The following is a 20718-nucleotide window of genomic DNA, read 5'->3' on the forward strand; positions in this document are numbered from 1 at the left end:
TCTACTCCTACGCACCAAAATAATCCCATAATCCTACGGCCACAATCGGCAGCGGTCCGAACAATGCCATAAGTGCCCACATCATAATGCCCAAATCAATGGGAATACCGAAGTACGCCGTGGCAATATAATACGCCGCATACCCGGTAATCACGTGAATGATTACCTTCTTCACCGTATAAAACGCTAATTTAAAAAGTACAATGACCGCAATAACGCCCAAAATACCTTGCATTGTAATATCCATCAAAAACGCCTCACATCTCTTGACGATTCGTTACCGCACCGCCTAAGGTGACCTCATCGGCGTATTCAATATCGCCGCCGACCGGCACACCGCGGGCAATGCGGGTTACCTTAATCCCGCTGGGTTGTAAAAGACGGGCAATGTACAGCGCCGTCGCTTCCCCTTCCACATCGGGATCCGTCGCCAAAATTACTTCGTTTACCACACCGTCCCGAAGCCGAGCAATCAATTCTTTAATGCGAATATCGCCGGCACCGATGCCTTCCATCGGCGACAAAGCTCCTTCCAATACATGATATAAGCCCTTGTAGTCGCCGCTGCGTTCGATAGCCATCACGTCGCGCGATGTTTCTACCACGCAAATCGTCGTGTGGTCACGGTTTTCGTTAGCACAGAATTCACAAGGATCCTGCGCCGATAAATTAAAGCAAATCGAACAATGCTTGGTAGCCTCCTTCGCCGCCGTAATCGTCGCTACCAATCGATCCACCTCTTCCGGTGGCAATTCCACCAGATGATACGCCAACCGACGAGCCGACTTCGCACCGATGCCGGGCAAACGGCGCAGCTCCTCTACCAAACGTTCCAATGCGTTCGTCATGTTACTGCCTACCTTAGTTCTTAGAACATACCCGGCAATTTCAAACCGCCCGTTACTTTGCTCATTTCCTGAGACAACATGTCATCCACTTTTTTGGACGCTTCGTTAACAGCCGCCAAAATCAAATCTTCTAACATTTCTACATCTTCCGGATCTACCGTAGCCGGATCGATTTTAATGGACTGTACCAATTTTTCACCGTTCATCACAACGGATACAACACCGCCGCCAACGGATGCATCTACGGTACGCGTCTTTAACTCTTCCTGCATCTTTGCCATTTCAGCCTGCATTTTCTGTACTTTTTTCATCATGCCCTGCATGTTACCCATATTACCGAACATTATTTGTCCTCCTGATCATCATCTATTACTTCTACATATATATCATTACCGTCCGCCGCCGCTTGTGCGAGGGCCCCGAGTAATACCGGATTGGCTAGCTCCTCTTCACGACAATGGTTAGGATCCCATTTGGGGAGCTTCGTTATATCCACTGTTGCTTCATCGGATGGCTTTGTCACAATCATGCCGCTGCCGAAATCATCCACATCGGCCGGCAACCCGTCAACGCGTTCCCGCATTGCATGGGGCGTATCACCGGATGCCTTTGCTTCATCGCCACCGGTTTCCGCCTGGTCAGTTACGGTTTGACCAGCTACCTTACGCGCACCGACCGAAGCGGTATCCGTCGGCGCAGTATGCGGCACCGTACCCCTAACCGTAGTATGCGCCGGCGCATCGTTAGCCGTAGCACGCTCTACTCTATCACTGGCACCGGTATCTGCCGATGCCGTAACGGTTGCTGTAGATTCCTTCGTCGGTACTGCCGGATGTTCCTTAGATGCTGCGCCGCGTCCTCCGGCACTGCCTCGTGCCGCTGCACGATAGGACTTATCCTCCGGCGTATTGCTGCCAACGGCCAGCACCGTCACCGCATGACCCATCACCGCAGAAAACGCCTGCGTGGCTTCCTTCACTACCTTATCGGTAGTAGCCATTTTCACATTGAAATCCGTATTAAAGGCAATCACCGCTTTGGTGTTGTCTACATAAATGAGTTGCCCCATCCGATAAAAGCCGGCACTCATAAGCATTTTTTTGCCCTGCATCCATTGTAACACACGGCCCTGAATTCCTCTATACTCACCGGGCGGTAAAATTCCTTCGCCGATCTCTGCAGCCACACCGCTGCTGGTAGTGCCTAAGGTACTGAACGTCGGTGCCGTCCCCGCTGACGTATGCGTCTCTGTCTCTCGTTGTGATTGTGGTGGCACAGCGCCTACACCGTTTGACACAGGCGAAGCACTTGCCTTCGCCGGAGGCGGTACCTGCCCTACCCTGTGCGTCGATGGCTGTGGCGATGACTGTGGCATCTGTCCCTGCGGCGGAATCGTACCCGGTTTTCCCGGTGGTACCATGCCCGGTTTTCCCGGTGGTACCATGCCCGGTTTTTCCGGCGGCACCATGCCCGGTGTCCCCGGCGGTACGCTTCCCGGTTGACTCGGCATTGTCACGTTCTGCGTTGCCATTTGTGGCTGCGCCATACGCATAGCCCCGGTCGTGTTCGATTCGGTCGCAGTAACGGCGGACGTATCTATTGACGGTCCTTGCCCGCTGCCGGCAGGACTAACCACTACACCGCGCTCTACCGAATGTTCCAGCTGTGACAACCGCGTTTTCAAACCATCATCGTCCGCATCCAACCTAAATTCTATTGCGGCCAAGCGATCTTCCAATTCACTGTCGCTGACACGCGCCCGCGCCGCCAATGCCAATAAGCCTACCTCGATAACCGTGCGCGGATTATCTACGCGCTTCGCATCATTTTGAATCGACTGCAGCGCTCGCACATAGCTGTCAATCTGACCGGCCGAGATGGCCTGTACCTGTGCCTGAAAATCATCCTTGAAGGAATCGTAAATTTGTAGCTCCTCCGCCTCAGGCATCACCTTTGCCACCAGCAACGCTCGTAAATGTTCGGTCAAGGCCGACACCATTTGCTTCGTATCGCGTCCTTCCGAAAGTGCCGATTGAATAGCCAACAGCATAGCCGCCCCGTCACCGTGCATGATATGCGACACCATCTCGATAACCCATTTCTTGCTGACAAGCCCGATCATGGATTCTACATGGGCAATGGTGATCACATCATCCGTCATGCCCGAACACTGGTCGAGAATACTCAGCGCATCGCGAAGTCCTCCGTCCGCATGCACCGCGATAAGCCGTGCCGCTTTAGGGTCAAGCTGTATGCCGCTGCCTTCGGCCACATGTAACAAATGCTCCGTAATATCCTGCGCCGTAATACGACGGAAGGTATAGCGTTGGCACCTGGACAAAATCGTAACCGGAATCTTCTCCGGTTCCGTCGTCGCAAAAATAAACATAATATGTGCCGGCGGCTCTTCAATCGTCTTGAGCAATGCATTCCATGCTTCGTTTGTCAACATGTGCGCTTCGTCGATAATAAAAATTTTCTTACGCCCTTCTACGGGCATAAACTTTGCACTCTCACGGAGCGCTCGCACTTCATCAATCCCGCGGTTCGATGCCGCATCAATTTCAAGCACATCCATGGAACGACCTTCGAGAATTTGTTTACACGAAGTACATTCGTTACACGGATGATCCGTCGGTCCCTTTTCACAGTTAATGGCGCGAGCAAAAATTTTTGCAATACTCGTCTTACCCGTGCCACGCGGTCCGGAGAACAAATACGCATGCGCTACCTTGTCCTCGCGGATAGCCCGCATCAACGTTTCGCTCACTTGCTTTTGTCCGACTACATCCGTAAAATCCTTCGGCCGCCACCGCCGATACAATGCCATATAGCTCATGACGATTCTCTCCTTTCCCGTTAAATTTTATCCGTATATGAAAAAAAGCAGCGATAGCGCGCTGCTTTACTACTCATAGCACTCGATTATGACAGCTCCACAGGTACCCTCGTGGCACAAAGAGGTTACCGCTTAGTGCTGCTATCTCTCGATCCTGACACGGTTCACAGGCCTCCCTTGCACGAGCCCCGCAGAACTGCCATAATCCAATGCTATGGATGATTAGCTATATTATTATATAACGAATCATTAACTGTGACAAGGGGAAAGAAATCAAAAAGGAATTAAAAAAGCTAGATAAACCAACGGCTCGCATCATCAAAAATTGGGTAATAAAAAACCTTGTCGACACTATTGACCCACGACTTCACGGAAAAGCCTTAACCGGTTCCCTTAAAGGTATCTGGAGATATGGCGTAGGTGATTATAGACTCTTCGCTGAAATACACGATGATGAACTAATCATATTTCTATTTGAAAAACGCTCTTAACGTTAGACAACCTGCAATCATAGACTTAATCTATTGTTGTAGGTTGCTTTTTATATTCCTTTGCCTTCATCCCTTTTCTTTTTTTATTTTTCTTTCCCACCCCATAAAAAAAATAGCTAGCGCAAGCTAGCTGATAATCTGGTCTTGTTTAGTGTTTGTCTTGTTATAGTTGTAGTCTGGTCTTAGTTTAGTTTGGTCTTGGTCTAGTCTAGGTATGTGACCACATTGTGTATCATCCTGTGTGTCATGCACTGTGTCATACCCTGTATCATACACTGTGTCACGAAGTGTATCATGTAGTGTGTCACGGTCTGTATCACGGAGTGTGTCATAGGGTATGTCATGGTGTGTGTCACAGTGTGTGTCACCATCTGTATCATCCCTTTTCACCGGCAAGCCTTAGGTACATTTCGTACGAAACATTGTACCCTACCCCTTTCCGTTAATTCTCTATTATGCAACACCGTTCCTTGGTTACGATAGACTCCGCATAGCAAGAATCTATTCATAACGTGTACTTCTATAGTATAATGATTTCTGTATGTATTTTTGTTTGCGAAGGGAGAGTAATAATGGACGCGCTACTTAATCAAGCAGTCACAACAATTAACGGATTTCTTTGGGACTATATTATTATTGCTTTATTAATCGGAGCAGGCTTTTGGTTTACCTGCACCACGAAGTTTACACAGATTACACAAATCCCCGAAATGATTCGCCTTCTGAAAGCAGGCGTTGGCAAGAAAACAACGGGCAACGAAATTTCTTCGTTCCAAGCCTTTTGTATCAGCGTTGCTTCTCATGTAGGGGTAGGTAACATTGCCGGTATTGCCATTGCCGTTGTACTCGGCGGACCGGGTGCTGTCTTTTGGATGTGGTTCATCGCTGTTCTCGGCGCAGCAACGTCGTTTGTAGAATGTACGCTGGCGCAGATTTACAAGGAACCCTTACCAGGCGGCGGTTTCCACGGCGGTCCTGCCTACTACATTCGTCACGGTCTGAAAAGTCCGGCGCTCGCCGTAGGCTTTGCCGTACTCATCAGCGTCACCTACGGACTTATTTATAATTCCGTACAAGCCAACACGATTGCCGCGTCCCTATCTACCTTCGGTGTTTCCCCGGAAGTATCCGGTCTCGGCGTTGCTATCTTAACAGCCATTGCGGTCTTCGGCGGTAGCGCGCGCATTGCTAAGTTTACGGAATGGTTGGTGCCGATTATGGCAGGCTTGTATATTTTAACGGCCCTCTTCGTTGTACTCATGAACATCACTGCGTTGCCTCATGTGTTGGCAACGGTAGTAAGCTCTGCGTTTACCTATGATGCGGCCGGCGGCGGTCTTATGGGAGCTGCTCTTATGAATGGTATTAAGCGCGGTCTCTTCTCGAACGAAGCCGGGGAAGGATCCGTACCGAATGCAGCGGCCACCGCCGATGTAACGCACCCGGCACGGCAAGGATTGGTGCAAGCCTTCGGCGTTTTCGTAGACACGTTTTTCATTTGTACCTCATCGGCTTTCATCGTGCTCATGTCCGGCAACTATACCAACGGTCTTACCGGTATTGCCCTCATTCAGCACGACCTGGGTATGCAGCTCGGTTCGTGGGCACCCGGCGTGTTAGCGCTTTTCGTATTCATGTTTGCCTTCAGCTCCGTCATCGGCAACTATGTGTACGGTGAAATCAACACGCTTCATCTGTTCAAGAAGCGTATCTATCTTCACGTGTTCCGCATCATGGTCATTGCCATGGTGTACTTCGGCTCCACCGCTTCCCTCAGCTTGGTTTGGAACTTAGCCGATCTATTCATGGCTTTCATGGTTCTCACCAATGTCACCTCCATCTTAGCTTTGGGTAAGCAAGCATTACTTGCGCTCAAAGATTATAAAGAGCAACGAGCACGCGGCGTAGCCGATCCTACTTTTAATCGCGCCATCTTGCCGAAGCAGGACGGCATCGTATGGTGGGACGGAACGAAGTAATCTATACTTTTATCTCATAGGCACGCTATTTATAAACCTAAAGAATCAAATAGAGTCGCAAGAAAGGACACGCATAATGCGTGTCCTTTTTGTATTTACAAGTATCTTCCATTCCTCACATATATCTATATCTAAAATGTATCGTCACAACGTTCTTTTGTATGTACGATTTTCCACAGTCTATAGTATAATGAATTGAATTTATAATTCCTATATATTATTTTTATTTATGGTTTTAAAAGAGAGGGGAGTTTGTGTTATGGATGCATTAAACAATCTTGTCAACACAATCAACGGCTTCCTATGGGATTACATCATCATCGTACTTCTCATCGGTGCCGGCTTCTGGTTTACCTTGACCACAAAATTTGTGCAGCTGCGTCGGCTGCGGGAAATGGTGCGCCTGTTAGGTGAAGGCATCGGCGTAAAAACCGCAGGCAATACGATTTCTTCGTTCCAAGCCTTTTGCGTAAGTACTGCCTCCCGTGTTGGTGTGGGCAACATCGCCGGTATCGCCATCGCTGTTGTACTCGGCGGACCGGGTGCTATTTTCTGGATGTGGTTCATCGCTTTCATCGGGGCGGCCACCGGTTTTATCGAAAGCACCTTGGCGCAGATTTACAAAGAGCCTACTAAGGGCGGCGGCTTCCACGGCGGTCCTGCCTACTACATTCGCTATGGTCTCAAGAGTCCTGCCTTGGCATTTCTCTTCGCCGTACTCATCAGTGTTACCTATGGTTTGATTTATAATTCAGTACAGGCTAATACCATTTCCGCATCGCTGAAAACATTTAATGTAGATCCTATGCTGTGCGGCATCGTAGTTGCCGTCTTAACAGCCATTTCTATTTTCGGCGGTGTAGCCCGCATTGCTAAAATGACGGAATGGATCGTACCGATCATGGCCGGTATTTATATTTTAACCGCACTGTACATCGTGCTCATGAACATCGGTGAATTGCCCGCTGTATTTGCAGCCATTTTCACGAAAGCATTCACCTTTGATGCAGCCAGCGGCGGTTTCTTCGGTGCCGCCCTTATGAACGGTATCAAGCGCGGTCTCTTCTCTAACGAAGCCGGTGAAGGTTCCGTACCGAACGCAGCCGCTACGGCGGATGTATCCCATCCGGCAAAGCAAGGTCTGATTCAAAGCTTCGGTGTATTCGTAGATACCTTCCTCATTTGTACCGCATCGGCATTCATCGTAATGGTATCCGGCAACTATGAAACATCCGGACTTACCGGTATTGCCCTCGTGCAGCATGACCTAGGCTTACAGCTTGGCTCTTGGGCACCGGGCGTAATGGTTATCTTCATCTTCATGTTTGCCTTCAGCTCCATCATCGGCAACTACTATTACGGCGAAATCAATATCTTACATTTATCTAAGAACCGCGTGTACCTCAACATCTTCCGCGTATTCGTGGTAGCCATGGTGTACTTCGGTTCCACTGCTTCCTTAAATCTCGTATGGAACTTGGCAGACCTTTTCATGGCCTTCTTGGTATTGACTAATATCTTATCTATTCTCGTACTCGGTCGCTTGGCCATCATCGCCCTCAACGATTACTTCCGTCAAAAGGAAGTGGGCATCGAAGAACCTGTTTTCGATCGCTCCATCTTACCAAATCTGGAAGGTATCGTATGGTGGCACAAAGATGCAAAACATCCGGAATAAACTAGCGAACCCACTTGCTTGGACACACTGAAATACAAACGAAACGACTAGCAACATACTAAGTAAAGGGCTAGTAACATGCTAAGTAAACGGCTAGCGACATACTAACTAAACGGCTAGTAACATGCTAATGAAAAGACCCCTCGGCGAATTGCCGAGGGGTCTTGCTGTATCATGTAGCGTCTGCCGATACGTATCCTTTTTATTTTTGCTGCTATCCTTTTTATTTTTGCTGCGCCATAAATTCTTTTTTAATGGCCGCCAATTCCTCCGGATGTTGTGCCAAGCGAAGCATGGTATGAATGATCATGTCGGACGCTTCGTTAATGGTCGTTTCGATGGTAGGTTCTTCCATGGCTGCGGCAAATTCTTTGGTGTGACACACTTTATCGTCACCTTTGAGTCGCAGCTCCGGATGAAAGGCAGGACACACATAGCTGACGTTCCCGATATCGGAGCTGCCGATTTCCGTCGGATGACCGGTAACATAAGGAATGGAAAGACTATCCATAACTTTTTCGATAATGGCCGTCCCCGTTTCGTTCCACCGCATATTATCGTATTTCTGTCCAAACTGCGTTACCGTATGCGTAGTCCCTGTTGCCAGTGCTGCCCCTTCCAAACATTTCATAACACGGGCCACCACCGTATCGAGATACGCCCGTTCCGTATGGCGCACGCATACTTCGATTTCTGCGTAATCGGGAATAATATTGGAAGCACTACCGCCTTTTACAATATAATAGCCGATGCGCGTTTCCGGTCGCACCTGCTGACGGAGCATATCCAACGCTTGTAAAGCTAACTGTGCCCCGTTCAACGCATTAATACCGTTCCACGGTTCGCCTGCGGCATGCGCCGGCTTACCATGAAAGGCCACCCGGTAATCATCTAAGGCTAAGAAATCCGCATTGGCTCTTGTTTCCACGCCGGCCATATGCACCATCATGGCAAAATCATAGCCATCAAAGACACCGGCCTTTACCAAATCCACCTTACCGCCGGCGGCTTCTTCATCCGGTGTGCCGATGATGTCCACATCGACGCCGAGGTCGTTGCCGTTCTCTGCCAACTGCGCAGCCAAGGCGTGTAATGTCAACGCCGCCAACACACTGGAGGATCCGCTGGCACAATGACCGCACGCATGACCGATCTCCGGCAACGCATCGTATTCACATAAAATAGCCAGCCGTCCTTGCGGTTGACTGCTGCGCACCACCGCTGCTTTAAAAGCCGTAGGCAAACCGGCCAATTCTCTCGTCACCGTCATGCCATGTGCTTCCAACACATCACAAATCAGCGCGGCCGATTTAAATTCTTGCGATGAAATTTCCGGGTTCTTTGCCAATGTATAATTAATCGTATAGGCTTCCTTCGCCATTTCTTGGCGCAAGGATGTAGCTTGTGCTTCTAATGTCATAGTGAGTCATCCTTTCTTCGTTCAATCATATAAAACTATTTACATACTCTGCGCAATCATAAGTGATTTTATTTTACACCGTTTATGCATAGACTTCAACTCACACCCTATGATTTTCATCGGAAAAATAATTTCTTTTCCATCGGTTATACCGTGGTGTATTCAGCATTTTACTATGTACATCGTCATCGCTTTCACAGTCTGTAGCAAATTTATGTATCAAATTTTTATACAGAAAACTATTGATATTTATACAACCACGCAGTATAATGAGGGCAGTTAGTAATCCACCCCTACGTAAGGGGACGCATCACACAAAGGGGGACATCATCATGTCATCATTTTTCTCTTCATTAACAAAGAAATCAGCAACTAAAAAATTATTGTGTCTGGCCGGTACCGCTATGCTCACCGTTGGCTTGTTAGGCGGCTGCGGCTCCGGTACTTCCTCCGGGGAACCGCAAAAGGTGCTCCGCGTCGGTTCGGAAACCACCTTCCCTCCTTTCGAATTTACGGAAGGTGATAAATACGTAGGCTTCGATATCGACCTCGCCGATGCGTTAGCTAAAAAGATGGGCTACAAAATGGAATTCAAGAGCATGGGCTTTGATGCGTTAATTCCGGCGCTGCAAAGCAATGACATCGACATGATCGCCGCCGGCATCAATGCCACACCGGAACGTGCCAAGGCTGTTATTTTCAGTGAACCGTACTTCAAAGAAGGCGGCTTCATCGTTGTCACCAGAAAAGACAACACCACCATTAACGGCATGAAGGATCTGGAAGGCAAACGCATCGTAACGCAAATCGGCACCATTCCTACGGATATGGCGAAGAAAATTCCAAACACTACCGTTAAAGAAGTGGACAGCAACTCCCAGATTTTCAACGAACTTAACGCCGGCACCGCCGATGCGACTATCCTCGACAATGCCGTTGCTATGTACTATCTCAAACAAGGGGCTGACAAAGAATTGCGCTTAGCCGGTACACCGACCAATCCGGAAGGTACGGTATGGGCTTTCAGAAAGAGCGATACCGAGTTGCGCGACAAAGCTAACAAAGCCTTGGAAGAGCTTAAAAAAGACGGCACCTACCAGAAGATTTACGAAAAATGGTTCGGTGCGCAGAAAAAATAATAACGCAACACAATCTATGTACTCCGTCTTCCTCCGGGTTGGCGGAGTATTTTTATGATGTATCACGCTACGTTCACAACTGCCCATGTATTTCATATATACCCCTTATGAAAAACGTAGTATAATGAAAGCGATATAGTGTATCTGTTAGTAGTTAGGAGGATGTTATGTTTACGTACAAGAATTTCTCTAAAAAACTGGCTTTAACATTAACAGCCGGTTTGCTCGCCATCGGCTTACTCGCCGGTTGTGGCAGCAGCGGTGATCAGGCAAAGGAAAAAGTATTGCGCGTCGGTGCCGAAACTACCTTCCCGCCGTTTGAATTTACGGAAGGCGACAAATATGTAGGCTTCGATATTGATCTCGCCGATGCCGTAGCCAAGAAAATGGGTTATAAAATGGAATTCAAGAGCATGGGCTTTGATGCGTTGATTCCGGCACTGAAGTCCGGTGACATCGACATGATCGCATCCGGTATCAACCCCACACCGGAACGTGCGAAAGCTATTTTGTTCAGTGATCCATATTTCGATCGCGGCGGCTTTGTTACCATCGTTCGCAAAGACACTACCGGTGTTAACGGCATGAATGACTTGGCCGGTAAAAAAATCGGTGCTCAGATTGGTACCGTATCTGCTGAGCTCGCTCACAAGGTTCCAAATGCAACTGTAAAAGAAACCGACTCCAACTCGCAGCTCTTCACTGAATTGCAAGCCGGTACTATCGATGCCGCTATCCAGGATAACCCGGTTGCCTTGTACTACATGAAGCAAGGTGCCGACAAGGATCTCAAGATTGTTGGCTCACCGGTAAATCCGGAACCGCTCGTATTCGGTTTCCGTATGGACGACAAAGAATTGCAGGGCAAAGTTAACCAGGCGTTAGCTGAACTCAAAAAAGACGGCACCTACGAAAAGATTTACAATAAGTGGTTCGGAAATAAATAACTAAAAAGAAAGTCCCCATCTCGCCAGTCAGGTCTTGCGAATGACATGTCTCCGATGGGGACTTTCTTTTTTATTTATCAAAGGTGAGAGTAGCAAGCATTTCTCACGTCGATAGGATATTTTTTATTCATTTCGGGTAGGAGGAAGAGTGATGTCTGCGATGGAGACTTTCTTTTATATTACCTCTTTATTCACAAGACTTGACCGCTGAGATACATGAGCTGCTCCGCCCACGCGTACACTTTGTTTTCTTAGCAAATACATTTTTTCTGTTTTCGCATATGCACCACTAAATAAATGTCTTATATTTTTCTTTCTCAATTAAACATCTTTTGCTAAACAGATATATGGTATGATATTTACAAATAGGTATTTAGTATTTGCTTTTTGGAGGTGTTAGTATGCTAGGGCTTATTATTGCCGCATTCTTTGTTGTCATTGTTGCCCGGTCCGTACTGAAAAAGTATCCGCCGCAACCAGTATTGTTTGTAGCCGGTGTTTGCATGATGGCCTGTGCCCTCTTCATGGGTATGGGAGATATCGTGCCTACCAAGCAAAGTACAGGTTCTGCTTGGCTGGACATTTTACAATCCATCAACCTTTCCTTCAGTAACCGTGCCGCTAAGCTAGGTCTTATCATCATGCTCATCGGCGGTTTTTCCAAGTACATGGACATGATCGGTGCCAGCACGGCGCTCGTTAGGATCGCCATCAAGCCACTGCACAAGTTGGGGCATCCCTACATTGTATTGGCCGCTGCATCCGTACTGGGTAACTTCCTTGCCATGTTTATCAGCAGTGCCTCCGGTTTTGGATTGCTCCTCATGGTAACGCTGTATCCCATCATGGTGCGTCTTGGCGTAAGTCGCCTCGCTGCCTGTGCGGTTATCGCCACCACATCCGGTCCCGGTTGGGGCCCTGCCGGCGCCGATAATATTTATGCCGCCGAGCTGATTGGTATGGATATTGTACCGTACTTCTTCCAGTATCAGGTACCTGTCGGCTTATGCACCGTAGCCGCCTTGGCCATTTCTCATTTCTTTGTCCAAAAATATATGGATAAGAAAAATCCCGATGAAATGGCAGGCAAGGACGTATCGGTCACTATTAACGAGGATCAAAAGATTGAAGAAAAACCGGTGCCTTCCTTCTATGCTTTATTACCGACCTTGCCGCTTCTCTTAATTTTCTTCTTTGAGTTCTACGGCGGTTCCATCAAAATGGACATCAACCTGGCTACCTTGACCAGCTTGGCCATTACCATGCTTATCGAAACGATTCGCCATCGCAGTGCCTTAACAATGTTCAAGGATGTAAAAGCATTTTGGGATGGCATGGGCTTCCAGATGGCCTTAGTTGTAACCTTGGTCGTTGCAGCCGATACCTTCGCCAAAGGTCTTACCTCTCTCGGTGCTATCGATACGCTCATCGGCAGCGCACAGCAAGCCGGCTTTGGCGGCATCGGTATGATGTTTGTCTTCGTAGCCATTATTATTGGTGCAACCTTGGTAACCGGTTCCGGCAACTCCGCCTTCTTTGCCTTTGTTCCATTGGCACCTAAGGTGGCTGCCCTCGCTAACATTCCGGCTGTACTCCTTGTATTACCGATGAACTTTGTGTCGAACTTGGCTCGCTCCTTGTCACCGATCTCCGCCGTTATGATCGTTGTCTCCGGCGCAGCACGTCAATCCCCGGTGGAACTGGCCAAACGAACCTTCTTACCTATCGTAATCGCTACGATTGTTAACATCGCAGTAACACTCATTCTGTTTTTCTAAATATAAATAAGAGGGACACCTATATTGCAAGTGCGTCATTCGCAAGACCTGACCACTAAAATATAGGTGTCCCTCTTCTTTTATATTATCTCTTCATTCGTAAGACCTGACCACTGAAATATAGGAGCCTCTCGTTTACTATGTACTCATTCGCAAGACCTGACCACTAAAATATAGGGGTCCCTCTTCTTTTATATTGTCTCTTCATTCGTAAGACCTGACCACTGAAACATAGGAGCCTCTCGTTTATTCCATAGCCAACTTAGCAAATACTTCTATTTCCACTAACAAATCCTTATCAATAAGCGAAGCCACTTCTACCATCGTTGCTGCCGGTTTAATGTCTTTAAAGAATTCGCCGTGCGCACGACCAATAGCTTCCCATTGACTGATGTCCGTAACAAACATGCGTGTGCGATAGATGTTTTCAAAAGGTAGGCCTTCACGCGCAAACAATTCTTTAATCGTTTGTAAAATGTAACGAGTCTGCTCATACGCATCGCCCACAGCATAGGGTTTCCCATCCTTCACCGCCGTTGTGCCGGCTACCTCAACTTGATCGCCGATGATTACAATACGCGAGTATCCTACGATATCCTCCCATGGGGATACGCCGGCAATATTTGTTCTGAAGTTCTTCATAGCTTACACTTCCTTTCCTACAAACTATACGCACTATATAAAATAGGCCCGCTACAATTACTCACTCATACACAATGCACACATTGAAATTCACAAGTAACTGTAGCAGGCCTTACCTTATTATAGGTGTAGTTGCTTAATACCGATAGCGATGTTCTTTTGTCATTTCATCATAGGTCGGCACCGGACCGTATGTATTATCATAAGGCTTCGTCGGCAATACGGTGAAGATAAGAAGTACAATGTTTGCCAACGGTATTAACCCCAAGAGCGACCACCAACCGGAGCGATCCGTATCGTGAAGGCGTCGTACCAGCACCCCGATACTGGGAAGCAAGATGGCAAGTCCAATAATAAGGCGCACCGTTTCGCCCATCATCTCGCCACCAATCATTTCGCCTACAAAGGAAACAGCCCACATAATAATAAAATACATAAGCTGGAACAGCCAATATTCTTTGCGACTGGCCCGTCCTTTAAATTCCGTATACCGTTTTAACACGCCTACAAAGTTATCCCAGAACGGCGGTGCACTTCGCCAGTCCGGCGGCAACATCCGCGGACCTTGCGGAGTAACCCGTTCTTTATCGTCTTCATTAGGTGGCATGTTATATTCCATCACTATCCATCTCCTTACTTAATAATCCCAACCGGCCATGTGGAAGAGCATATCCTTTAATTGTTCTTCCGGGCTGTCGGGGATGTACTCTGCCCAACCAGAATAATCCTGTAGCCGCCCCTCATAAATCAAATTACCATGTACATCATAATAATGTGGAGTACTCCAAGCATCACTATAAGAATTCACTTTATATATTCCTTCGGCTATTGAGTAAGTAATTACATCCGGTTTTACACGACCATCACTGTTATTTCCCAACACCTGTGAGCCAATCGGTGTATATGCTCGCTTAAAATAAGCAGTAACACGTCTATTCTGTGCCGTGCCTTCTGCTTCAAATGATCTACGATCTACATACGTCGTATAGTACTGATTCTTCTGTACTTCAATCCAGCGATTGGATTTCACATCGTTTGCCGTCGGTTCCGCTACAACGCCGCCGGATGACGATGAGCTACTGGACGATGAACTTTGCGATGCCCATTTGTCCAACTTCTTCATGGTCTTGCTCCACCAGCTGGCATCAACGTCCGCCGTTCCCAAGGTGGTCATCATAAATACAGGAATTAATGCAGCTGCCCATTTTTTGTTCATATAGAATCCCTCCCGAAACTATAACTACTAAATATTGGTTTTATTGTACCATAACCACCGCATCACGCCTAGCTTTTATCGTCACGCCTGCACGGTGCGACCGGCACGCAGCTTTCCTACAATTACGGTCAGTACCATAGTAAGGCCCATAGCCCACAGCGTCGGTCCCCAAGGCATATCCATGGTAAGTAATTCGCGATACGCCGCGAAACCGATAAGCCATACGATAACATTGCCCCAATCCCACGCACCGGTAACGTCACGGCGTTTAAGAAAGAAATAATTTGCCAAGAGTACGGAGATCATCGGACCGAATACGGATCCGATAAAGAAAAGGAAATCCATAATATTATCCATCGGATACAGCATAGCGGCTATGGTCCCCACAATAGTAACAACCACTGCGGCACCGCGTCCTTTAATGTGCGACGAAAGAGATTCCGACGACACGCCTGCCGAATAGGCATCCATAAAGGTAGTCGTTACCGTAGAGAACACCACAACAAACAAGCCTACTACGCCGAGTCCCGCGCCGGTCATGAGAAGCGCAATGTTAGTTTCCCCTGTATACATCGCCGCACTCATACCGATGACGTACATGAACATACTAATCACGCAATAAGTAATCGCACTGGCTGCCGTAGCCGCCACCGGCTTTTTAGCTCGTCTAGTGTAATCACTGATGAGTGGCAACCAAGATAAAGGCATAGCAATAGATAATTCAATGGCACTGCTAAAGCTCAAGCTGTCATCGATGGGCACCAACGATTCACCGCTGCCGCTCCAAATAAGATGGCCCAGTACCAAGCACATAATGAAAAGAGCGGCCATGACAACGGTATTTATTTTAGTAAAGCCGTCTAAGCCGATATAAAGCCAACCTAAAATCAATACGCCGATGACGGCAGCCCACAGCTCCGGCGCCGTACCAAACGCAGCGGCTGCGGAAATCGATCCGTCATAAATCATGATAGCCGTCCAACCTACCAGCTGCACTATATTAAGAATAATAAAGAGCATCGCGCCATAACCGCCGAAACAACTCTTTACCGTTTCCATAGCGCTTTTACGTTCCTTCGCACCGATAAGACCTGCACCGAATAATAAAATACCGCCGATGATATGCCCGATTACAATGGCTTCCAAGCCACGCATCATTCCCAAGGTGGCATAATAGGTGCCCGTCATAATTTCTGCAATGGAAATCGCCGCGCCAAACCAAATTAACATATTCCTAAAGACCGATGTTCCTGATGATGTACTCATACGTACCTCCTCTTTACTGCTACTCAATGATTTACCAATCATCTACAACTCTGTTATACACACGCTCCATCGAAGCGCTTTATAGAAAACGGGTCTACAAAAAAAGCACGATCCCTGATGGAACCGTGCCCGTTACTCGCTGGCTGCTACCGACAAAATTTCTTGACTCCGTCGGCGTAGTCTGTATGTCCCTACGTTGGCATTATCCAAATCAGGTTATGGGTTAAAGCGAAATCTACCGCTTACTCTCAGCCCATCATTATGAGCACCCCGTTGTTCTATTATTCTGTAGTTCATTATAGCAAACACCCATAGGCTTGCCAATAGTCATTGATTCACTTTTTCACATCTAATGCCACTGTCGAACTGCTTCATTATAATAATCAATAATCACCGGATGTAGAAGTTGATTAATAGCAATCGGCTCCGAAGGTATTTCATCCTTGCCGAATACAAACAACGAATCTATATTATCAGGCGTAACAAATTGTGTGTCTACCTTATTTACAGGATGAATCTTATGTAACGCATGCTTTGTAGCCATATTAAATCCCCACTCACCGAAGGTAGGAACTAACAGATGATACGGATACACTACAAAGCCTTCTGAAGCCAAGGTCTTATTAATACTCCAAAATGTTTTTGCCGCATAATAAGGGCTTGTAGATTGAGTTACCAAAATTCCCTTTTCAGACAATGCAGCATAACATAAGCGATAAAATACATTAGAATAAAGCTTGCTTAACGCTTCATTATTGGGGTCCGGCAGATCAATAATGATAGCATCATATTGTTTTTTATTCTCTTTCATAAACTCATAGGCATCTTTATTAATTACCGTCACACATGGATTTGAAAATGCATCCTTATTCAATGCGCGAAGTACAGGATGCTTAATTGCCATAGCTGTCATTCTCTCATCTAAATCAACTACGGTAATTTGTACATTCGGATACTTTAGTAATTCTCTGGTAGCTAACCCATCACCACCGCCCAGTACTAATACATTTTGTATGGCATCAATCTGTGCCAGCGGAATATGTACCAGTGCTTCATGATATCTGTATTCATCCATGGAAGAAAATTGTAGATTACCATCAATAAATAAGCGTATATCATCTTTGTGTCTTGTAAGAACCAATTTCTGATATGGCGTTTGTTCCGAATAAATAACAGTATCTCGATACAAACCCTCTTCAATATAATGGGATATATTTCCAGAAAATATAATGCCCAGTAGCATAACGGTCCCCACACCAACAGTCAATATTTTATATGTCCAGCTATATCGAATATGGTCAGTATATTTCCAAATAATCAATAATGCAGCTACACTATTCAGTACGCCACACACAAAAGCCGCTGCCAGGTAACCTCCGTAGGGTACCATTAATAAAGGGAATGCCAATGCCCCTACCAGACTACCGATATAATCAAAGGAAAATACCGCCGATAATGTCATCCGTAGGTTACCGTGGGATTTCTCAATAATCCGTGTTAACAGCGGGATTTCCATACCTACCAGAATGCCAATTCCAATCGTGATAGCGTACATTATTATATGATAATTCGCGATATAAATATTCGCTAAAAAAATACTTACGCTGCTAAAGCCACCTAGTACGCCAATACCAATCTCCACGGTAACAAATACGGTAAACAATTCCGTCCGTACATATCTGCTGAGGAAGGATCCCAGTCCCATAGCTGACATATATAACCCTATCATTACCGAATATTGCAAGACTGCATTTCCCGTGATATAAGCGCTAACGGCACTAATAATTAATTCATAACACAATGAACATCCCGAAATAATAAAGGTCGTTACCAGTAGTAAGCGGTGCTTCTTCATTAATGAATTGCCCCACTAATAATCAAAGCCATTCCGACAAAGCTACCAAACAACATAATACCTGCGGCAGTGTTTCCATTCATTATTTCTTCTGTTAAGGAATACGCTCTATGGCAAATATGTAATAAGTAATAGCCGATTAGAAAAAAGATAATACCCAGCGCACTATAAATTATGCTTGATTTAATTCCATGCCACAATGCTTCCTCCATAAAAGGTATTGCCGGTGACACGATAGCTGCACGAATAATATATCCTAATCCAATAAAAATACCAGCACATAACCATCCAACAGCTCTGTTACCACGCTTTATTTCTGTCGGAAAATCACCGGGGATACACCAATCAATAATCATACTGCCAATAATCATTATGATAATACCCAACAAAGCATATAAAGATGTTATTCCAATATCTACTATCATAAAAAAACCTCCTACACTACTTCTATTTCCCCACGCTTGTACCCCCACCGGATGACAACCGTGAACCTGCACTACCGGAACGAACGCTACTCGCATAATTTTGATAATACATATTTACAGGATCATCCACTAAAGGGACTCCTTGATACGTATCGTAAAACGATGGAGACGTATACCGCTTCTTATCAAACTCATAACCAAAGGACCAATAGAAATTACGATAAAATCTGTGTACTCCGGGAGTAGCATAATAGCCGCTATCATCAGTTCCAGCATAAGCAAACTGCCTCGACTCATCACGTACCAAAATACGGTGTTCTGTATCCTCATATATTAAGCAATATTCATAAGGTGTTAAAAGAGCAACTGCGTTGTCTTCATTTATTTCATGCTGATATGTAGTCAGGTTTCTGCCTTCCATAGCATTAATAATCGTTCGAACCGTTTCTCCCACCGTTGCATACGGAGACTGATAAATCGTCGACTTCTCCCCATCATTTCCTGTAATTGATGTTACGTAGGTAAACAACGGTGCATCCTCGCTCATATATTCATTAATCGTATACGGATGTCCCAAATACGCTCGCACCGTATGCCATGATGTTCCTGTTATAGCCATTAATATAAGCAGCGCCCAAATGACTAAAGGAATACAAAGAATCCCTTGTAATATTCTTCTCCTTGCCATACGCTTTTGTATTGCGTTAGACCGTAACACATCCTTCTCTATGGTCACATCAGCCGTAGTAAGATACATTCCCTCTGCATACTCCGTCTCATCAGACCACTTCTCCACAGCATATATAGCCCCAGTCTCGGTGATAAACTCTTTATACTCCGCAGAATCACCAATATCAACATCAACATTTCCCCAAACTGAAATCGCTTTCTCCGTACCCGCTTCTAATAAACGATACGTATCGGTTGAGCGTTTCTCACACATACGATACAAAGCGTATCCATTATGATGTTTATCACAGCTAAGCCAATATTCTTCATTCGTAGCATTAGATACTAATAAATACTCAAACCAATCCGCCTCTTTAGGCGAAATCGTCTTATAAGAATCTGCATCGGAATCGCTTTCTTCTCCATCGTCTTCACAATAGGCAATTCTTCCTAATACAACATATATGTTACTAAGAATACGTATTGTATCTCCATAAGTAAATTCCACGCAGGCACTCCTTTCCTTTACATTCTATTACCACAAGTAAGTAGACTATACATACCTTATCATAATAGTCATTGTCTGAAAAGTAGTGCGATGGCATCCTTATCTAACTGTCGTCCGATGATGACCGCTTTTTCATCGGCTTTTGTTTCCACTGCTGTTAAATCACAGGTAGTCCCTACAATATCGAAGCGTCCCCAAATGCTGCCGATACGAGCAGTGCCTTTCACGCGATACACATCTCCGAACCTGCCTTCCGTCAACGCCCGCATCGCACTGTGAAAGGCAGCAATATCACCGAAGGAAGCAAAGGGTACGGCCATGGTTTCCAGTGCCGGTATCTCAACCTCAGCTACGCTGCCGTCAGCGGTGTACGGTGTGGTAAGAATCGATTGCCATATGTCCTCTGTCCACAACGTATATGCATCGGGCAATAGCTTTTCCTGCAACCCCCGCTGTGCCAACGCGGCTTTCACTTCGGCGGTTGTCTGCTCATGACCGGCTGTCTTGCTGATGACCAAATGACCGGCATGATGTATTTGATCCTCTGCAATAGCACCGTATTCGTTACAAGCGGTAGTAAAGTTGAGAGCATCCACAATCGTTACCGGTGCTAACAGGCGAATACGTTCATAGGCTAAGGTACTAAGATTGTCCATTACCGAGCTCAACAAACCTACACCGGTCGGTTCGATAATAAGCAGCGCCGGATCGACGGCATTGGCAATGGTTAGCACGGATTGCCGGAAGTCGCCTTTTAAGGAGCAACAAATACAGCCTTCCGTCAACTCCCAAATATTAGGCTTCTCCTGCATCGTCATATCTTCTTCCATCCGCGCTTTGTCTACGCCTACATCGCCCAATTCATTTTCAAAAACGGCTACGGTTCCCTTCGCATGGCGCACTAATTCCGTAATAAAGGTGGTTTTACCGGCTCCCAAAAATCCGGAAATAACTACTATATCCATATCTACCTCGCAATGCTAATAAAAAGGGACGACCCACAGTCACCTGACGGTGG

19 protein-coding genes and 1 other RNA gene are annotated in these 20718 nt (G+C 46.4%); 6 read left to right on the top strand and 14 right to left on the bottom strand.

What is annotated here, in order from left to right; translation table 11 throughout:
* Positions 1 to 7: 7 nt before the first annotated feature.
* The 5 genes from G344_RS0104040 to ffs all read right to left on the bottom strand — a co-directional run bounded on the left by G344_RS0104040 (position 8) and on the right by ffs (position 3881).
* Positions 8 to 247: a hypothetical protein gene (locus tag G344_RS0104040; RefSeq protein ID WP_028255081.1), complete on the bottom strand. Its 240-nt coding sequence runs from the start codon at positions 245 to 247 to the stop codon at positions 8 to 10.
* A gap of 10 nt (positions 248 to 257) precedes the next feature.
* Positions 258 to 848, bottom strand: a complete 591-nt coding sequence (gene recR, locus G344_RS0104045; protein ID WP_028255082.1) for a recombination mediator RecR — start codon at positions 846 to 848, stop codon at positions 258 to 260.
* 20 nt (positions 849 to 868) lie between these two features.
* Positions 869 to 1192 carry a YbaB/EbfC family nucleoid-associated protein gene (locus G344_RS0104050; protein ID WP_028255083.1) on the bottom strand — a complete coding sequence of 108 codons (324 nt, stop codon included), beginning with the start codon at positions 1190 to 1192 and terminating at the stop codon, positions 869 to 871.
* Positions 1192 to 3687, bottom strand: coding sequence for a DNA polymerase III subunit gamma/tau (gene dnaX, locus G344_RS0104055; RefSeq protein ID WP_028255084.1), 2496 nt, complete (start codon positions 3685 to 3687; stop codon positions 1192 to 1194). Before dnaX ends, G344_RS0104050 begins: the two co-directional genes overlap by 1 nt.
* A 94-nt stretch (positions 3688 to 3781) precedes the next feature.
* Positions 3782 to 3881, bottom strand: an RNA gene (gene ffs / locus G344_RS12330) — signal recognition particle sRNA small type.
* Between the two features lie 78 nt (positions 3882 to 3959).
* On the opposite strand from ffs, the gene G344_RS11680 reads away from it, so the two are divergent.
* The 3 genes from G344_RS11680 to G344_RS0104065 all read left to right on the top strand — a co-directional run bounded on the left by G344_RS11680 (position 3960) and on the right by G344_RS0104065 (position 7835).
* The gene (locus G344_RS11680; protein WP_478201974.1) at positions 3960 to 4178 is read left to right on the top strand and encodes a type II toxin-antitoxin system RelE family toxin; all 219 of its coding nucleotides are present in this window, start codon (positions 3960 to 3962) and stop codon (positions 4176 to 4178) included.
* A 572-nt stretch (positions 4179 to 4750) separates the two neighbouring features.
* Positions 4751 to 6157, top strand: coding sequence for an alanine/glycine:cation symporter family protein (locus G344_RS0104060; RefSeq protein WP_028255085.1), 1407 nt, complete (start codon positions 4751 to 4753; stop codon positions 6155 to 6157).
* 259 nt (positions 6158 to 6416) lie between these two features.
* Positions 6417 to 7835 (top strand): alanine/glycine:cation symporter family protein, encoded by a 1419-nt coding sequence (locus G344_RS0104065; protein ID WP_028255086.1) that lies wholly within the window; start codon positions 6417 to 6419, stop codon positions 7833 to 7835.
* Between the two features lie 223 nt (positions 7836 to 8058).
* Here the strand turns inward: G344_RS0104065 and G344_RS0104070 are convergent, their stop codons facing one another.
* Positions 8059 to 9255 carry an amidohydrolase gene (locus G344_RS0104070; protein ID WP_028255087.1) on the bottom strand — a complete coding sequence of 399 codons (1197 nt, stop codon included), beginning with the start codon at positions 9253 to 9255 and terminating at the stop codon, positions 8059 to 8061.
* A 332-nt stretch (positions 9256 to 9587) separates the two neighbouring features.
* On the opposite strand from G344_RS0104070, the gene G344_RS0104075 reads away from it, so the two are divergent.
* From G344_RS0104075 to dcuC, 3 genes are all read left to right on the top strand, one after another.
* A complete protein-coding gene (locus G344_RS0104075; protein ID WP_051245737.1) occupies positions 9588 to 10394 on the top strand; it encodes a basic amino acid ABC transporter substrate-binding protein in 807 nt (268 codons plus the stop codon).
* 167 nt (positions 10395 to 10561) lie between these two features.
* Complete coding sequence (locus G344_RS0104080) at positions 10562 to 11341, top strand: basic amino acid ABC transporter substrate-binding protein (protein WP_028255089.1); 780 nt, start codon at positions 10562 to 10564, stop codon at positions 11339 to 11341.
* Between the two features lie 401 nt (positions 11342 to 11742).
* A complete protein-coding gene (gene dcuC / locus G344_RS0104085; protein ID WP_028255090.1) occupies positions 11743 to 13119 on the top strand; it encodes a C4-dicarboxylate transporter DcuC in 1377 nt (458 codons plus the stop codon).
* Positions 13120 to 13365: 246 nt separating this feature from the next.
* On the opposite strand, the gene G344_RS0104090 is transcribed toward dcuC, so the two are convergent.
* From G344_RS0104090 to G344_RS0104125, 8 genes are all read right to left on the bottom strand, one after another.
* Positions 13366 to 13761, bottom strand: a complete 396-nt coding sequence (locus G344_RS0104090; RefSeq protein WP_028255091.1) for a RidA family protein — start codon at positions 13759 to 13761, stop codon at positions 13366 to 13368.
* Positions 13762 to 13897: 136 nt separating this feature from the next.
* Positions 13898 to 14380 carry a DUF805 domain-containing protein gene (locus G344_RS0104095; protein WP_051245738.1) on the bottom strand — a complete coding sequence of 161 codons (483 nt, stop codon included), beginning with the start codon at positions 14378 to 14380 and terminating at the stop codon, positions 13898 to 13900.
* A gap of 18 nt (positions 14381 to 14398) precedes the next feature.
* Entirely contained in the window at positions 14399 to 14977 is a 579-nt protein-coding gene (locus G344_RS0104100; RefSeq protein ID WP_028255093.1) for a hypothetical protein, read from the bottom strand.
* An 81-nt stretch (positions 14978 to 15058) separates the two neighbouring features.
* On the bottom strand, positions 15059 to 16243 hold the full coding sequence (cytX, locus tag G344_RS0104105) for a putative hydroxymethylpyrimidine transporter CytX (RefSeq protein WP_028255094.1): 1185 nt from the start codon (positions 16241 to 16243) through the stop codon (positions 15059 to 15061).
* A gap of 349 nt (positions 16244 to 16592) precedes the next feature.
* Entirely contained in the window at positions 16593 to 18098 is a 1506-nt protein-coding gene (locus G344_RS0104110) for a polyamine aminopropyltransferase (protein WP_028255095.1), read from the bottom strand.
* Positions 18098 to 18523 (bottom strand): DUF350 domain-containing protein, encoded by a 426-nt coding sequence (locus G344_RS0104115; RefSeq protein ID WP_038154928.1) that lies wholly within the window; start codon positions 18521 to 18523, stop codon positions 18098 to 18100. The genes G344_RS0104110 and G344_RS0104115 overlap by 1 nt, the downstream gene beginning before the upstream one ends.
* 22 nt (positions 18524 to 18545) lie before the next feature.
* Positions 18546 to 19700, bottom strand: coding sequence for a DUF4178 domain-containing protein (locus G344_RS0104120; protein WP_028255097.1), 1155 nt, complete (start codon positions 19698 to 19700; stop codon positions 18546 to 18548).
* Positions 19701 to 19768: 68 nt separating this feature from the next.
* On the bottom strand, positions 19769 to 20665 hold the full coding sequence (locus G344_RS0104125; protein ID WP_028255098.1) for a CobW family GTP-binding protein: 897 nt from the start codon (positions 20663 to 20665) through the stop codon (positions 19769 to 19771).
* Between the last annotated feature and the right edge of the window lie 53 nt (positions 20666 to 20718).

It is taken from the genome of Veillonella magna DSM 19857 (assembly GCF_000428745.1).
GTDB classification, from domain to species: domain Bacteria; phylum Bacillota; class Negativicutes; order Veillonellales; family Veillonellaceae; genus Veillonella_A; species Veillonella_A magna.